A 15,456-nucleotide genomic window follows, 5' to 3' on the forward strand; every position below is an offset into this window, starting at 1 on the left:
GAGTGGTGCCGGGCGAAGGGGTGGGCACGGTGCCCGGGGACAGGTTGCCGGGCGAGGGAGCCGCGGTCCCCGGCGCCCCCGTTCCAGGAGCATTCGAGGGGGCTGTCGTGGGCGAGATCTGCGCGCCCGCCACGCCACCGGTGAGCATCATTGCCACTGCGACGACCCTGCCGACTTCTCTGCCCATGCTGTGGTCCGCCTCGTGTGCCGCCGGGCATATCCGGAAGCCCGCGACGGCGCAGCATTTCTGTGCACCTTCCCGGGGGTCCGGATGTCGGCTTCCCTCCAGTCGGCTCGCGCGGGAAGGCGCGTAGAGGGCGTGACAGTCGCGGACATTCCGTTCAGACAGTGCTTGGTGGGCGCGGACAAGGACCGCAGAATCCCGCGCCAGTTTCGACGCCTTCCTTCAAGGAAAACCCATGGCCTACACCGACCGCGTCAAGCAGATCCTCTCCTGGTATCCCTCCGACAATCCCGGCACGTTGACGAACCTGGCGCGCCTGCTGAACCACGGCACGCTCGCGGGCACGGGCAAGCTGGTCATCCTGCCGGTGGATCAGGGCTTCGAGCACGGCCCCGCGCGCTCCTTCGGTCCCAACCCCGCCGGGTATGATCCGGACTACCACGCGCAGCTGGCCATCGACTCCGGCTGCAACGCGTACGCGGCGCCGCTGGGCTTCCTGGAGGCCATCGCGGGCAAGCTGGCCGGTGAGATTCCCCTCATCCTGAAGGTGAACAACTCCGACTCGCTGGCCAAGACGGCCGCGCCCATGTCCGCGGTGACGTCGTCCGTGAAGGACGCGGTGCGCCTGGGCTGCGCGGCGGTGGGCTACACCATCTACCCGGGCTCCGCGGCCCGCAACGAGCAGTACGAAGACCTGCGCGACATCATCGCGGAGGCCAAGTCCTACGGCCTGCCCACGGTGCTCTGGGCCTACCCGCGCGGCGCCCTGAGCAAGGAGGGCGAGACGGCCATCGACGTGGTGGCGTACGCGGCGCAGATCAGCGCGCAGATGGGCGCGCACATCATCAAGGTGAAGCCGCCCACGGACTTCCTGGAGCAGGCGGAGGCGAAGAAGGCCTTCGAGAAGGCGAACATCTCCACCAAGACGCTCGCGGACCGCGTGCGCGAGGTGGTGCGCTCCGCGTTCAACGGCAAGCGCATCGTCATCTTCTCCGGCGGCGAGGCGAAGGAGACGTCCGCCCTCATGGAGGACATCAAGCAGATCCACCAGGGCGGCGGCTTCGGCTCCATCATGGGCCGCAACGCCTTCCAGCGTCCCCACGGCGAGTCGCTCAAGCTGCTCAAGGACGTGATGAACGTCTTCGCGGGCAAGTAGTCCCCGCGCACGGTCATGCGTGGCGCCCTTCCCGGCCTGGCACTTCGCGGGATGGGCGCCAGGCTTACGGGACCGTTTCGCCGTGAACGCTGGCGGGCTGGCAGGCGCTGGAGCGGCCGGCCTCCACGTTCCTCCCCTGGCCCCACAGAGGGGCTTCGATTACGCAACGGGGATGAGCCACGGTTCCAGGACGTCCGGTGGGCACGGTGCGAACGCACCCGCGCCCCGGCCGGACGACGCCGACCGCGCGGCGGCCCGGGAGGTGCTCGCCGGAGGTGGCGAGATGGGCGCCCTGATGCGCTCCATGGACTGGTCCAAGACCCCGCTGGGTCCGGTGTCCTCCTGGCCGCAGTCCCTGCGCACCATCGCCAGCGTCTGCCTGAACTCGGGCTTCCCCATGATGGTGTTCTGGGGGCCGGACGCGGTGAAGCTCTACAACGACGCCTACCTGCCCATCCTGGGCAACAAGCACCCCTTCGCCATGGGGCGGCCCGGGCGCGAGGTCTGGACGGAGATCTGGGACGAGATTGGTCCGTGGGTCGAGCAGGTCCGCCGCGAGGGCCGCGCCATCATGGCGGAGAACCAGTGCCTCTTCATGGAGCGCAACGGCTTCCTGGAGGAGACCTACTTCACCTTCGCCTACAGCCCCGTCCGCGACGAATCCGGGGCCATCAACGGCGTGCTCGACACGGTGGTGGAGACCACCAGCCAGGTGCTGGACGCGCGCCGCCTCCGGACACTGCAGGAGGTGGCTTCACGCGCGGGCGGAAGCCTCAAGGTCCACGACGCCTCCACGCGTGGCCTGGAGGCGCTCGCCACCAACCCCGCGGACCTGCCGTTCGCGCTGCTCTACCGCGTGGACGCGGACGGCGCCCGGGCGCGGCTGGAGGGGCGCATGGGCCTGGAGGCGGACGGCGCCTTCTGCCCCAAGGAGGTGGGCCTGGAGCCGGGCGCGGCCTCCCCCTGGCCGCTGGCCCAGGTGATCCGCTCCGGGCAGGCCGAGCGGGTCCAGGGACTCGCGGCCCGCTTCGGTCCCCTCCCCCTGCGGGACGGCGTGCCACAGCCGGGCTCCGCGCTCGTCCTGCCCATGGCCCGCCCCGGCGAGTCGAATCCCACGGGCGTGCTCGTGCTGGGCATGTCCCCGCGGGTGCCCGCGGATGCGTCGTACCAGTCGTTCCTGGAGCTCGTCGCCGGGAGCCTGGGCGCCGCCATCGCCGGGGCCCGCGCGCATGAGGACGCCCGGCGGCAGGCGGAGGCCCTGGAGGAGCTGGACCGGGCGAAGACGGCCTTCTTCTCCAACGTCAGCCACGAGTTCCGCACGCCGCTGACGTTGATGTTGGGGCCGCTGGGGGACGTGCTCGCGGACGGGGAGCGCCCGCTACAGCCCGCGCACCGCGAGCGGCTGGCGCTCGTCCAGCGCAACAGCCAGCGGTTGCTCAAGCTGGTGAACAGCCTGCTCGACTTCAGCCGCCTGGAGGCGGGCCGCATGCGGGCCACCTTCGAGCCCACGGACCTGGGGCCGCTCACCGCGGGGCTCGCGAGCGCGTTCGACTCGCTGGCGAAGAAGGCGGAGCTGGGGCTCCAGGTGGACTGCCCTCCCCTGTCCACCCCCGTCTGGGTGGACCGCGATCTCTGGGAGAAGGTCGTCCTCAACCTCCTCTCCAACGCCTTCAAGTTCACCTTCCACGGCGCCCTCACCGTCCGGCTCCGCGAGCAGGAAGGCCGGGTGGAGCTGTCCATCAGCGACACGGGCACGGGCATCCCCGCGCACGAGCTGCCCCGCGTCTTCGACCGCTTCCACCGGGTGGAGGGCGCGCGGGGCCGAAGCCATGAAGGCAGCGGCATCGGGCTGGCGCTCGTGCGGGAGCTGGTGGAGCTGCACGGCGGCCGCGTCGCCGTGGAGAGCACGCTGGGCCGGGGCAGCACCTTCACCGTGTCCCTGCCCACCGGCACGGCGCACCTGCCGCCCGAGCAGCTGAGGCATTCCTCGCGGGAAGCCGTCCGGGCCCCGAATCCGGAGGTCTTCGTTCAGGAGGCGGCGCAGTGGCTGTCGGACGCGGAGGAAGCGCCCGCTCCCGTGCCCGTCCCGGAGGCGCCCCCGGGAGTCGTGCGGGGGCACGTGCTCGTGGCGGACGACAACGCGGACATGCGCGACTACGTGCGGCGGTCGCTGGAGGGCCGCTTCACGGTGGAGTCGGTGGCGGACGGCGCCTCCGCCCTGGCCGCGGTGCGGGCGCATCCACCAGACGTGGTGCTGTCGGACGTGATGATGCCGGAGCTGGACGGCTTCGGGCTCATGCGCGCGCTGAAGTCGGATCCGCGCACGGCGCACGTCCCCGTCATCCTCCTGTCCGCGCGCGCGGGCGAAGAGGCGAAGGTGGAGGGCCTCACCGCCGGCGCGGACGACTACCTGGTGAAGCCCTTCGGCGTGCGCGAGCTGGTGGCCCGCCTGGAGGGAACGGTGAACGCCGCGCGGGCCCGCGCCCAACGCGAGGAGCTGCTCCAGGCGCTCAAGCTGTCGGAGACGCGCTACCGGCTGGCCACCCGGGCCACGAAGGACGCCGTCTGGGACCTGGACCTGAGTACCCAGCAGCTCACCTGGAGCGAGGGCGTCCACACGCTCTTCGGCTACCCGCTCGACGCGGTGCCCCCCGAGCTGGACTGGTGGACGGACGCCGTCCATCCGGAGGACCGCGCGCAGGCCGTCGAAAGCCTGCACGCCCTCGCGGACGCGCCCGAAGGCAGCGACTGGCGCGCCGAGTACCGCTTCCGCAAGGCGGATGGCACCTATGCCCAGGTGGAGGACCGTGGCTGGGTGGTGCGCGACGAGGCCGGGACCGCCATCCGCATGGTGGGCGCCATGCAGGACGTCACCCTGCGCAAGGCCGCGGAGGACGCCCTGCGCCGCAGCGAGGAGGAGTTCCGCACGCTCGCGGAGGCGCTGCCGGAGGCCGTCTTCGTCACCGCCCCGGATGGCTCGGTCATCTACGTGAACGGCGTGCTGACGGAGGAGACCGGCGTGAGCGCGGAGACGCTGTTGGACCGGGGTTACCGGCACGTCATCCATCCCGACGACCTTGCCTCCAGCGCCCAGGCCTGGGGGGAGGCCCTGCTGCGCGGCGACCGCTTCCAGTCCGAGCACCGGGTGCGCTACCGGGACGGCCTGTACCGCTGGCACCTGGTGCGCGCCCTGTCCGTGAGGGACGCGGAGGGCCGGATCACCAAGTGGGTGGGCACCTCCATGGACGTCCACGAGCTGCGCCAGGCCCAGGCCCAGCAGCAGCAGCGCGCGGACTTCGAACAGCAGCTCATCGGCATCGTCAGCCACGACCTGCGCAACCCCGTGAGCGCCATCCTCCTGGGCGCCGCCAGCCTGATGCGCCGCGAGGAGCTGGACGAGCGCAGCACCAAGGCCGTCAGCCGGATCCAGTCCGCCGCCGAGCGGGCCCACCGGATGATCCGCGACCTGCTCGACTTCACCCAGGCGCGCCTGGGCGGCGGGCTGCACATCCAGCGGCGCGCGTCGGACCTGCACGAAATCGTGGACGGCGTGCTGGAGGAGATTGAAGCCACGCACCCGGACCGGGAGATCCGCCGGCGCCGGAGCGGCAGCGGCCTGGGCGCGTGGGATCCGGACCGGCTGGGGCAGCTGGCCCAGAACCTGGTGACCAACGCGCTGAAGTACAGCCCCCGGGACACCGCCATCCGGGTGGAGACCCACGGCACGGCCGACACCGTGACGCTGTCCATCCACAACGCGGGGGCCCCCATCTCCCCGGAGCAAATGGGCCGCCTCTTCCAGCCGCTGCAGCGCCCCAGCGGCGAGGTGGACCACAGCAGCCGGAGCATCGGCCTGGGGCTCTACATCGTGAAGAAGCTGGTGGAGGCCCACGGGGGCATCATCACCGTGGAGTCCACCGCCGAGGCGGGGACCACCTTCACCGTGCGGCTGCCCCGCGACGTCCCGGCGAACCCGTAGCGAAGGCGCCGGGGTGTGGCCCCTGCGGGATGCGGCCCCCAGCGGAGGCCCCAAAAGCGAAAGGCCCGCGAGATTTCTCTCGCGGGCCTCTCTCAATTCAGTGTGGAGCTAACCGGGATCGAACCGGTGACCTCTTGAATGCCATTCAAGCGCTCTCCCAGCTGAGCTATAGCCCCGTCTCTTCTACTGCGTGCTGCCCGTTCCGCCGTGGGGGGCGGTCCGTGCCGTGAGGCGGCGCGACTTCTACGGCTTCTTCGTTCCGGACGCCACAACTTTTTGCGGCTTCGCGACGGTTTTTACCTTCAAACGATCCGCCACCTCTTCTCCTTCCCGAAGCAGGTCGGTGAGGGACGCGGCGTGGTCCGCCGCCGCCTTCTCCGCCGCCGCGATGTTCTGCAGCAGCCGGGCAAAGCTCGCGGGCAGCTCCAGCCGGCCTGCCTGGACGGACTGCCAGACGGCCTCGCCCAGCTCGCGGTGGGTCTGCTCCTTCTTGTCCTTGAGGAAGGCCGCCTTGCCGTTGGCCCGCGCCAGCTCCGTGTTGCGCTCGACGGCTTCCCGCAGCTTGGCCAGCTTGGCCTCGGCCGCCTGGAAGGCTTCGTTGATCTGCCGCATCACTTCAGTCTGCTTCGGATCTGCCGCCACGGCTGTCACCCTCGGGAGAGGAGAAGGTCGTTCGTGCGTAACGTGGCGGCTCGGCGACTGTCAACCCGCCTTGCGGACCAGCCGGGCGGCGAAGAAGCCCCCGCCGGGGATCCGAGGAGGCAGGGCGCGCAGGTAGGGACCGTCCACGCCCACCTGGAGCTCCGGCGCCCAGCCCTCCCCCACCGGCTCCAGGGCGAAGCCCGGGTGCTTCTGGAGGAAGCCCTCCACCACCGCGTCGTTCTCCTCCGGCAGCACGGAGCACGTGGCGTAGACGATGCGCGCCCCGGGCTTCACCTGCGCGGCCACCTCCGCGAGCAGCTTGGACTGCGTGGCCTGGAACTCCGTGATGGCCTTCGCGGACAACTTCCACTTCTGATCCGGCTCGCGCGCCAGGGACCCCGTGCCGCTGCACGGCGCGTCCACCAGCACCACGTCCACCGCCTCCAGCGGCACCGGGTGCGGGAACGCCACCTGCTTCAGGCCGAACTCGCGCACGCGGTCGCGCGCGTCCGAGAGCCGCCGCTTGGAGCGGTCTCCCGCGAGCACCTTCCCCTTCGCGCCCACCAGGTCCGCGAGCCCCAGCGTCTTGCCGCCAGCCCCCGCGCACACGTCCGCCACGGCGAGCCCCTCCAAGGTCGCCCCGGGAGGCAGGCACGCGAGGACGATGAGCTGACTGCCCACGTCCTGCACCTGGAGCCGCCGGGCCTTCATGGTCCGTGACTCGAAGATGCGGTGGCTGGAGTCCGCGACCCGCAGCGCGTCCGGAGCGCAGGGAACCGCCTCCACCGCCACGCCCTCCTCCGCCAGCGCCGCCAGAACCGCGTCGCGAGTGCCCGGAGGCCGCGCGCGGAAGTGCAGCGACGGCTCCTCATCCAGGGACGCCATCAGCCCCGCGAGCGTCGCCTCCGGGTACACCTGCGCCAGTCGCTGCGTGAGCCAACCAGGGAACGAGTACCGGGTGGCCAGCCGCTCGACGATGGCCTCCGAGCCCTCCGCCGCGGCGGGCTCCGCCAGGGGCTTCGTCGCCAGCCCCTCCAGCACCGCGTCATGCAGCGTGCGCGGCCGCACTGGCCCCGGCAGCTTCACCTCCGGCCCGATGCGCGCCCAGCCCTCGCCACAGAAGAGGCGCCGCCAGAGCGTGTAGCGCACCAGCGCTGTATCTTCCGTGAGCGCGTGCTTGCCCGGGGAATGCCCCAGCTGCCGCGCCGCCAGGTCCAACAGCCGCGTGTGCCGGGACAGCTCGCGCGCCGCCAGGGCCACGAAGCGCCGCTCCTGTCCGCCCAGCCCTTCCGCCTCCCTCAGCGCGGTGGCGAGCGCGGCCTTCAGCGGCTCGCCCTTGAGGACAGCGATGTGCGTCTCCACCGCCGCGGTGGCCGCGCGCCGGGACGGACGCCCCAGACGTGACGGCTCATGCGGCGTGGGCCAGAGGGGAATGTCCACGGGTGACCTCTTTGCCTAGCCGCGCAGCGGAACGCACACGGCCAGCGCACCGGCCCACGTCTTCACCTGGGGCGACGCGCCCTGGGAGAGGAACAGGTAGCACGGTGCCGAATAACGCTCGCCGTCCAGCTCCAGGTCGCCCTCCAACAGGAGGACCCCATGGGCGGACCGGGAACGGCTCCAGGGAAAGGCGGCTTCGGCGGCCAACCGCATCCACATCCGGTCGCTGTCCGGCGCCGAACCGGCACACTTCACTCCGGGTGATAATTCAATCCACTCCGGTGAGTCCCCGTCCACGGGCGCCTGGGAGGCGGCGACCACCTGGCGCTTGAGCGTCAGGAAGCGCTCCACCAGCTCCATGATGTCGTCGACCTGGAAGGGCTTGATCAGCAGCGCGTCCGGCACCGAGGGGTGCAGGACCTGGGCGACCTCGTCCTGACTGGCGGCGCTGACGATGGCCACCGGGTGGCGCTGCCGGCGCGCGGCCTCCAGGACGCCCCGGCCGTCCGTGTGCCCCCCAGCGATGCGCATGTCGGTCATCACCAGCTCGAAGCGGCCCGCCGCCAGGGCGCGCAGCGCTTCGTCGAGGGTGCCCACCGCCTGCACGTCCGCCAGCTCGGAGACCAGCTCTCCCATTCCTTCGCGGAGGCTCGGATCATCCTCGACCAGCAGGACCTTCATCGCATCTTCCAGCGCGGGGAACAGGGGAGCGCTTTCACGTTCGGGCGGCCCGTGAGCGACGGCATCTCGGGCGCCGGGTCTGCGTTTGAAGATGGCCCTCCCCGGACTCGAACCGGGACGCGGGGTCAGCCGCAGCGGATTTTGAGTCCGCCTCGTCTACCAATTTCGACAGAGGGCCCCTTGGGTGTGAGCGAGGCGGCCGAACGTATATCGCGCCTTCGGTTCGTGTGCATCCGAAGATTGCGGCTGTCCACGCACACCGCTAAAGGGGCAGCGCATGTACAACCTCCTCATCTCCCTGGCCATCGGGCTGGCGGTCGGCGTGCTGGTGAAGTTCGCCGGCGGCTTCTCGTGGTGGGCCGGCATCGTGCCCGGCGTCATCGTCTTCTTCGCTGCCTACATCGTGCTCGCCCGCCGGGTCTCCACCCGGGTCCAGGCGCTGATGACGACGGTGCAGAATGATCTCCAGGGTCAGCCCGCCAACCAGAAGGAGGCCCAGGGGCGCGTGGACCGCGCCGTCAAGACGCTGGAGCAGGGCCTCGTCTGGGACAAGTGGCAGTTCCTGATCGGGCCGGAGCTCCACGCCCAGATCGGGATGCTGAAGTACATGGTGAAGGACCTGGACGGCGCGAAGCCCCACCTGGAGAAGGCCAGCGGCCGCAACTACATGGCCAAGGCCATGGAGGGCGCCCTGCACTTCCGCCGCAATGACGTGCCCGCCATGAAGACCTCCTTCGAGGCCGCGGTGAAGAGCGGCAAGAAGGAATCCATCGTCTGGGCCGCGTACGCGTGGTGCCTCCTCCAGCTGAAGGACAAGGACAGCGCCCAGCGAGTGCTCGCGCGCGGCGTGGAGCAGAACCCCTCCGACGAGAAGCTCAAGGGCAGCCTCGCTCAGTTGCAGAACGACAAGCGTCTCAAGATGAAGCCCTACGAGCCGCTCTGGTGGCAGTTCGGCCTCGAGGCGCCCCCGATGATGCCTCCCGCGGGTGGTGGTCGCCGCGTGCAGTTCACGAACCGGCGCTGAAGTCCCGGCGGAGTGACGGCCCGGCGCCAATGCAATGGCGCCAGGGCCCCCTTTCGCTGCTTGCAGCAACCCCGTTGAGGCGCCGCCTGGCGCGCGCTTCCGGGGAGTTCTCAACGGATCAGCCGCTCCATCCCCTCTCGGGGCACCGGGCTCGTCAGCGGCCCGCGTCCGGCAATTCCTACCGTGCGCGCGGGCTCCACGCTGCAACGTCTTCCGGCTGTCTTGTTGGCTGTCTCGCCGGCCCCCATGCAACCCCCTGAAAAGAGGCCGTCCCGCGGGTGAAGCGCGGGGCACAAGGCTTGCTCTCGGGCAGGGGCACGCGGGTGATCGGAACGGATGGTTCCCAAAGCCCCCGCGGAGGCGGACGGGCTTGGCAGCCGGAGGTCTCGGGTGAAGTTTGGATGGGTGGGTGGGTGCTTGCAGGACGAGGCGGCGGCGGGTGCGCGTGGGGCGCAAGGGCGTGGGGAGCACCTGGAAGGGCGTGGCGCCCGAGACTTTCGGCCTGCCATTTCGGGTCAGGCGAGCGGAGCGAACCAGTTCATGGAACGGCACGGCCGCAGCAGTGAGCGCGCGCTCCTGCTCATCATCGAGGACGACACCGGCGTACGCGAAGGCCTGATGGACCTGCTCGCTCCACGCTTCGACGTGCTGGCCGCTTCGGACGCGGACGCGGGCGTGGAGCTGGCGCGCGAGCACCGCCCGGACCTGGTGCTGCTGGATCGCTTCCTGCCCTCCGGGGATGGGCTGGCTGTCTTGGAGACGCTCCAGGGCGACGTGCGCACGGAGATGGTGCCGGTCATCTTCCTCACGGGGGACGCGGACGAAGCGACCCTGGAGCGATGCCTGGAGATGGGCGCCGTGGACTTCATCCACAAGCCGGCGAGCTCGCGCGAACTGCTCGCCCGCATCGACCGCGCGGTTCGCCAGAGCGAGCAGCAGCGCAAGCTCCAGGTGCTGGCGCAGACGGACGCGCTCACGGGCCTGGCGAACTTCCGGGCGCTGTCGGTGCGGCTGGAGGACGAGTTCAAGCGCGCCCTGCGCTACGGCTACGCGATGAGCGTGGTGGTCATCGACCTGGATCACCTGAAGGCCATCAACGACGGCATGGGCCACGACGTGGGCAACCGCGCCATCCTGGCCCTGGCCACGCTGATGCAGGGCAACCTGCGCGAGTCCGACTTCGCGGCGCGCTTCGGCGGGGACGAGTTCGTGGTGCTGCTGCCGCACCAGACGTCGCATGAGGCCGCGGTGTTCGCGGAGCGCCTGCGTACGGAGCTGCGCGGCGTGAACGTGCAGCGCGGTGACGGGCGCCCGGCGCCCTTCGGGTTGAGCATCAGCGTGGGCGTGGCGGACCACACGGCCGACTCCCCGCGTGAGAGCACGGAGGCCTTGCTGAAGGCGGCGGACGCCGCGCTCTACGAGGCCAAGCGGGAGGGGCGCGACCGGGTGGTGGTGTACGGCCAGTCGGTCCACTCACCGGCGGCGCAGCGGCACTGACGGCGGGAAGGGAACGAGGGCGCGCGATGAGCGGAACCAGCAAGCTGGCGAGTGGTTCGAGGGTGGCGATCGTCGGCGGCGGCATCGCCGGGGCGGGGCTGGCGGCCTCTCTTCTCTTCAACGGCCGTGCGCGGGGCGTGGCCCTGGACGTGCGCGTCTACGCGGGAGGCACCGAGGAGCGCACCGCGCCCCCTGCCCTGCTCACGCCGGAGTGCCGCTCGCGGCTCGCCGCGCTGGGTTGCCGGATTCCTCCGGAGTGGCGCGCGCACGAGCTGCGCGGCGTGGAGATCATCTCCCAGGGCGAACGCGAGCTGTTGCCCTGCGCGGCCGGCGGCCTCTGGGTCGTGGATGGCTGGCCCCGAGGCGAAGGCGGCCTGGACATGGTGCGCCACGTGCTGTCCACGGCGGCCAGCGCGCAGGGCGCCCGGTTCGTGAACCGCCACGTGGAGCGAGTTGAGCGCCAGGCGCCCGCACCGGACGCGCCCACTGCGGTGCGCAACGCGGGCCCCCTGGTCGTCCGCGCACAGGGCAGCGGCGAGCGCTTCCACGCGGTGGCGCTGGCCGCGGGCGCGGGGCCGCTCTTGGGTGACGCCTTCTTCAAGGGCTTCAAGCCGGCGCCGTCCATGCCGGCGGTGCAGGCACGCATCCAGGGTGGGATGCCGGGCCGGGACCTGGCGCCGGTGGCGCGGCTGTGGGTGGCGCCGCTGCCTTCCGTGGATGCGCTGTTCCTCATCCCGGGTGCGTCGTCCGTGTACGCGCTGGCCTTTGGCGCGGCGGTGACGCCCGCGGACCTGTGCCAGGTGTTGATGATGGCCGCGCGCGATGGCCTGCTCGATGAGGGCTTCGAGCTGACCACCCTGGAGACGACGCGCCTGCCCTTCGGCCCCGGCCGCACGCTGGTGGCGCCCGGGCAGCTGGTGGTGGGCCCCGCGGCCTTCGGCCACCCGCTGCAGGTGGGCCTGTCGGAGACGCTGGCGTCGTGCAGCCGCGCCGCGGTGGCGCTGCTGGATGGCGGGCTGGACGCACCGTCGCTGGAGCGCCGCTACGTGCGCGACGGGCTGGGCGAGCTGATGGAGGACGCGGCGGCGGGTGCGCGCTCCCTCACGTGGCTGCGCCGCGCGGGCAAGCGGGCTCCGGCGGCGTTCGTCGCGGCGCGCGCGAAGCACACGGCGGGCGGCGTGTACGGCGGTGGCGTGCTGGGGTTGAGCTCCCCTACTCCGCTGGGTCTCTTGTCCGCGGCGCGCTGGTCGGGCGTGCGGGAAGTGGTGGGCTCGTGGCTGCGCACGCCCATCGAGCCCGTGCCCACGCTGGTACCGGAGGTGGAGCCGGACCTCTACTACGTGGTGGACGACGACGCGGACACTCGCGAGGCGCTCACGCTGCTGTTGGAGAGCACCGGCGCGCGCGTGGTGTCCTTCGCGGACGAGCTGGCGCTGTTCTGCGCGGTGGCGCGCCGTCCGCCCACCGCCATCCTGTTGGACGTGGTGCTGCACTGGGTGGACGGCCTGCGTCTGTGTGAAGGCCTCAAGCAGCACCCGCTCACCCGCGACACGCGAGTGCTGGTGATGAGCGGCCTCAACCGTCCGCACGTGCGTCAGCGCGCGCTCGACGCGGGGGCGGAGGCCTTCCTGCCCAAGCCGGTGAACCCGGACCGCCTCCTGTGCCAGCTCACCGGCCGCGTGCCGGACCCGCTCGGCTCGCTGCGCGACGTCATCCGCCCCTCGGTCGCGGAAACATTCGGCGAAGACCGTTTTGCGTCCTGACACCTACCTGCACACAACCACAATCACGCTGACGGGATAATCCCTACAAACGCATGAAGCCTCGCACTTCATGCTCCATCAAAAGGGAATCCCTCATGCTCGCCTCGAAGCTCTTTCGCGCCGGTCAGACGTCGTCCCGGTTGCTCAAGCACGCGCCGGAGTTCACCCGTTCGTTCTCCACGAAGGTCCCGTCGCAGGAGGATCAGGCGCTCAAGCTCCGCGCCGAGCAGAACCGGATCAAGTTCCAGCAGCACGACATCATGAGCGACATCATGGACGTCGAGGATCGGCGTGACGGCGGCAACAACCAGTTCGCGCCGCGCATCCGGCCGGAAGTGGAGCTGACCCGCCGGGACAACTTCCCCTTCAACGAGGTCCAGCCGAAGTACGACACGCCGAAGTCGGCCATCGACCGCGACGGCAAGCTGCAGCCGGTGGACGCGAAGGACCGCACGGTGACGCTGACCGCGCACGTGGACGGCGCGAAGGAGACGAAGGCCCACTCGCCCTTCACGTCCTTCAGCGGCGTGCCCGTGGGCGTGGATGGCCAGGCCACGGAGAAGAAGCTCGTGGACAACCCGGACTACGGCCAGAGCCGCATCGTCCACAACCCGGCGCGCGACGCGAAGGGCGGGGACGTCTTCGATCAGTTCGACATCCAGCGGGACATCCGCACGTCCACGCATCCGGGCCTGGAAGAGACGGCCGTGAACCGCAGCCAGCCCGGCACGCCGGTGTGGCAGCCGGAGCCACACGAGCGGCCGATCCTCGCGGACGTCGGCGTGGATCCGACGAAGCCCAGCTTCACCTACCGCGAGCGCGCGAGCATGAACTCCGCGCGGGATCAGGAGTACCTGGTGCGCGGCACCATCCACGACTTCTCGCTGGAGCGCCCGGACGCCAAGGGCGACCTGAAGCACGTGTCGCGAGATCAGTTCTCTGACCAGTTCGACGACGCGCACAAGAAGACGAAGTAGGCCGCGAACCGGTCCGGCGCCGAGCACCGGCGCCGGTCCCCGGCCGAGACTTCACCTGCCGATATCCTTACTTCACCCACAGTGAATGAGCGCCAGCGGGTGTCATCCTGGTGCTCAAGCCTCCACGCGATGCAGTCCCCGCCGCAGGATGAGCGAGCCGGACATCATCGAGATGCCTCGGAAGAAGACGGCGAGCCCCACCATCGTGCCCACGAGCCACACGGAGGACGCGGGCCATCTGGCCATGACGCTGAGGCCCAGGACCAGGGAGATGAGGCCGTAGGCCAGGTCCCATCCCCATTGGAAGTAGCGGTCCATGACGGAGGTGATGACGTGGAAGAGGCCGCTGGCGAAGAAGTAGCCGGCGATCAGCAGGGTGAGGGAGGCCAGCCCCGCGGCCGGGTACATGACGGTGAGGATGCCGACCACGGTGGTGAGGACGCCTCCCAGCATGAAGGACCAGAAGGCGCTCCGGCTTTCGCTGCGTGAGCGGACCGCCGCTGCGATCTCCAGGACGCCGCCAATCACCAGCATCATTCCCACGAAGAAGACGGTGACCATGCTGGTGAAGAACGTGGCGCCCAGCAGCACGACCCCCGCGATCGCCGTCAGCAGGCCCAGGAGGAAGGGGCCGCCCCACATGGCGGAGGCTCCCCGGGGGGGACGGTCCGGCCGGGTCTCCGGCGCGCGTTCAACGTTCGTTCGCATGGCGATCTCCACGGTGATGGCTGCCCGCCTCGGGCCCTCGGCCGCCTGTCGGTCCGGGAGTGGACGTGGTGGGGGTAGCGCTTCCTCGTGGAAGATGGGCGCGCGACCGGGCGCGAACAATCGGCGCCGCGGGACGAAATGAGGCGGAACGGCGAGCAGGGGCCAGGGCGGCCTGCCGCGCCTAGAGGGCAGGACGAGCATACGGTGGCGACAGGAACATCGCGCCGGGCTCCTTGCGGAACCAGGTGAGTTGCCGCTTGGCGTAGCGCCGGGTCTCCTGCGCGGTGTCGGCGATGGCCTCTTCGCGGGTCATCCGCCCCTCCACCACGGCGCGGGCCTGCACGTAGCCGACGCTGCGCATGGGTGCCGCGTCGGCGTAGCCCTGCTCCAACAAGGCCCGTGTCTCCTCCACGAGCCCCCGGGAGAAGAGCGCCTCCGTGCGCGCGTTGATGGCGGCGTAGAGGGACTCGCGCGGCGGGTCGAGCACGTAGAGCTGGAAGGGATAGCGGTCCGGCGCGAAGGCATGGGCGCGGCGGAACTCGGACGCGGGCACGCCTGTCTGCGCGTGGATCTCCAGGGCGCGGACGACGCGCACCAGGTCCTGGGGGGGCAGCTTCGCCGCGGTCTCCGGATCCACCTCGGCCAGCCGGCGGTGCACGGCCTCCCTCCCCTGCTCCGTTGCGAGCGTCTCCAGCTCCGCACGCAGCGAAGGCAGGGCGCCGGGCGCGTCCACCACGCCATGCAGCAGGATGCGCAGGTACAGGCCGGTGCCGCCGACGATGAACACCGGCCGGCCCCGCGAGGCGATGTCCGCGATGGCCGCGTCCGCACGGCGTTGGTACTCGGCGGCGGAGAAGGGCTCGATCGGATCCACGCAGGAGACCAGGTGGTGCGGCACGGCGGCCAGCTCCTCGGCGGACGGCTTCGCGGTGCCGATGTCGAAGGCGCGGTACACCTGCTGCGAGTCCGCGCTGACGATCTCCCCGCCCGCGTCGCGAGCCCAGGCGATGGCCAACGCCGTCTTCCCCGACGCCGTGGGTCCAGCGATCACCGTCAACGGCACCCGCGTCTCAGCCACCAGCGTCCGCCTCCCACGCCCGCTGTAACGCAGACGCGAGGCGAGCGCGAGCCCCCGCTATGCCAGCCGCGCCCGCACCACTTCCGCCGCGCTGGCATCCCGCGAGAACACGAGCCGGGTGGTTTCCACGGACGACAGCACGCGTCCAGCCGCGCCCACCAGCGCCCCCCGGCCCGCGGGCGTGGGCTCGGGCAACAACGCATTCAGCAGCAGCACGCGGGCCACCTCCCCCGCCCCCTGCGCGTCCCACCGCGAAGTCGAATCCCAGCCCAGCGTGCCCACCGCGACGAGCGCCGCCTCGGCGGTCCGGGTCGGCACATTCCAGGG

General features: G+C 71.0%; 11 protein-coding genes, 2 tRNA genes and 2 pseudogenes. 6 read left to right on the top strand and 9 right to left on the bottom strand.

The window, feature by feature from the left end:
- Window positions 1-187, bottom strand: a pseudogene (locus D7Y11_RS44625) (transporter); the annotation flags it as partial.
- Between the two features lie 232 nt (window positions 188-419).
- Between D7Y11_RS44625 and D7Y11_RS36165 the strand changes: the two are divergent.
- Both D7Y11_RS36165 and D7Y11_RS36170 read left to right on the top strand, forming a co-directional pair.
- Window positions 420-1,340, top strand: a complete 921-nt coding sequence (locus tag D7Y11_RS36165; protein ID WP_120580129.1) for a class I fructose-bisphosphate aldolase — start codon at window positions 420-422, stop codon at window positions 1,338-1,340.
- Between the two features lie 172 nt (window positions 1,341-1,512).
- A complete protein-coding gene (locus D7Y11_RS36170; protein ID WP_126935957.1) occupies window positions 1,513-5,319 on the top strand; it encodes an ATP-binding protein in 3,807 nt (1,268 codons plus the stop codon).
- Window positions 5,320-5,422: 103 nt separating this feature from the next.
- Here the strand turns inward: D7Y11_RS36170 and D7Y11_RS36175 are convergent.
- From D7Y11_RS36175 to D7Y11_RS36195, 5 genes are all read right to left on the bottom strand, one after another.
- Window positions 5,423-5,495 (bottom strand) — tRNA-Ala (locus D7Y11_RS36175).
- A 67-nt stretch (window positions 5,496-5,562) separates the two neighbouring features.
- Window positions 5,563-5,961: a hypothetical protein gene (locus D7Y11_RS36180; protein ID WP_126935958.1), complete on the bottom strand. Its 399-nt coding sequence runs from the start codon at window positions 5,959-5,961 to the stop codon at window positions 5,563-5,565.
- Window positions 5,962-6,021: 60 nt separating this feature from the next.
- Window positions 6,022-7,401, bottom strand: a complete 1,380-nt coding sequence (locus tag D7Y11_RS36185) for an RsmB/NOP family class I SAM-dependent RNA methyltransferase (protein WP_199746030.1) — start codon at window positions 7,399-7,401, stop codon at window positions 6,022-6,024.
- A gap of 15 nt (window positions 7,402-7,416) precedes the next feature.
- Window positions 7,417-8,082: a response regulator gene (locus D7Y11_RS36190; RefSeq protein WP_126935959.1), complete on the bottom strand. Its 666-nt coding sequence runs from the start codon at window positions 8,080-8,082 to the stop codon at window positions 7,417-7,419.
- Window positions 8,083-8,174: 92 nt separating this feature from the next.
- Window positions 8,175-8,260 (bottom strand) — tRNA-Leu (locus D7Y11_RS36195).
- A 99-nt stretch (window positions 8,261-8,359) separates the two neighbouring features.
- Between D7Y11_RS36195 and D7Y11_RS36200 the strand changes: the two genes are divergently transcribed.
- From D7Y11_RS36200 to D7Y11_RS36215, 4 genes are all read left to right on the top strand, one after another.
- Window positions 8,360-9,106, top strand: coding sequence for a M48 family metallopeptidase (locus D7Y11_RS36200; protein ID WP_120580133.1), 747 nt, complete (start codon window positions 8,360-8,362; stop codon window positions 9,104-9,106).
- 540 nt (window positions 9,107-9,646) lie between these two features.
- Window positions 9,647-10,603 carry a diguanylate cyclase gene (locus tag D7Y11_RS36205; protein WP_120580134.1) on the top strand — a complete coding sequence of 319 codons (957 nt, stop codon included), beginning with the start codon at window positions 9,647-9,649 and terminating at the stop codon, window positions 10,601-10,603.
- A 26-nt stretch (window positions 10,604-10,629) separates the two neighbouring features.
- A complete protein-coding gene (locus D7Y11_RS36210; RefSeq protein ID WP_120580135.1) occupies window positions 10,630-12,366 on the top strand; it encodes a two-component system response regulator in 1,737 nt (578 codons plus the stop codon).
- Window positions 12,367-12,461: 95 nt separating this feature from the next.
- A complete protein-coding gene (locus tag D7Y11_RS36215; RefSeq protein WP_120580136.1) occupies window positions 12,462-13,343 on the top strand; it encodes a hypothetical protein in 882 nt (293 codons plus the stop codon).
- A gap of 114 nt (window positions 13,344-13,457) precedes the next feature.
- Here the strand turns inward: D7Y11_RS36215 and D7Y11_RS36220 are convergent, their stop codons facing one another.
- The 3 genes and pseudogenes from D7Y11_RS36220 to D7Y11_RS36230 form a co-directional block, all read right to left on the bottom strand.
- Entirely contained in the window at window positions 13,458-14,051 is a 594-nt protein-coding gene (locus tag D7Y11_RS36220) for an HdeD family acid-resistance protein (RefSeq protein ID WP_233597367.1), read from the bottom strand.
- Window positions 14,052-14,232: 181 nt separating this feature from the next.
- Window positions 14,233-15,114 (bottom strand): tRNA (adenosine(37)-N6)-dimethylallyltransferase MiaA, encoded by an 882-nt coding sequence (gene miaA / locus D7Y11_RS36225; protein ID WP_126935960.1) that lies wholly within the window; start codon window positions 15,112-15,114, stop codon window positions 14,233-14,235.
- 72 nt (window positions 15,115-15,186) lie between these two features.
- Window positions 15,187-15,456: pseudogene (locus tag D7Y11_RS36230) on the bottom strand (hypothetical protein); the annotation flags it as partial.

It is taken from the genome of Corallococcus sp. AB018 (assembly GCF_003986945.1).
GTDB classification, from domain to species: domain Bacteria; phylum Myxococcota; class Myxococcia; order Myxococcales; family Myxococcaceae; genus Corallococcus; species Corallococcus exiguus.

What these genes read in the sequence shown, in the direction of transcription:
- D7Y11_RS36165 (WP_120580129.1), top strand. Translation starts at nt 420, where the DNA reads ATGGCCTACACCGACCGCGTCAAGCAGATCCTCTCCTGGTATCCCTCC.
- D7Y11_RS36170 (WP_126935957.1), top strand. Translation starts at nt 1,513, where the DNA reads ATGAGCCACGGTTCCAGGACGTCCGGTGGGCACGGTGCGAACGCACCC.
- D7Y11_RS36190 (WP_126935959.1), bottom strand. Translation starts at nt 8,082, where the DNA reads ATGAAGGTCCTGCTGGTCGAGGATGATCCGAGCCTCCGCGAAGGAATG.
- D7Y11_RS36200 (WP_120580133.1), top strand. Translation starts at nt 8,360, where the DNA reads ATGTACAACCTCCTCATCTCCCTGGCCATCGGGCTGGCGGTCGGCGTG.
- D7Y11_RS36205 (WP_120580134.1), top strand. Translation starts at nt 9,647, where the DNA reads ATGGAACGGCACGGCCGCAGCAGTGAGCGCGCGCTCCTGCTCATCATC.
- D7Y11_RS36210 (WP_120580135.1), top strand. Translation starts at nt 10,630, where the DNA reads ATGAGCGGAACCAGCAAGCTGGCGAGTGGTTCGAGGGTGGCGATCGTC.
- D7Y11_RS36215 (WP_120580136.1), top strand. Translation starts at nt 12,462, where the DNA reads ATGCTCGCCTCGAAGCTCTTTCGCGCCGGTCAGACGTCGTCCCGGTTG.
- D7Y11_RS36220 (WP_233597367.1), bottom strand. Translation starts at nt 14,051, where the DNA reads ATGCGAACGAACGTTGAACGCGCGCCGGAGACCCGGCCGGACCGTCCC.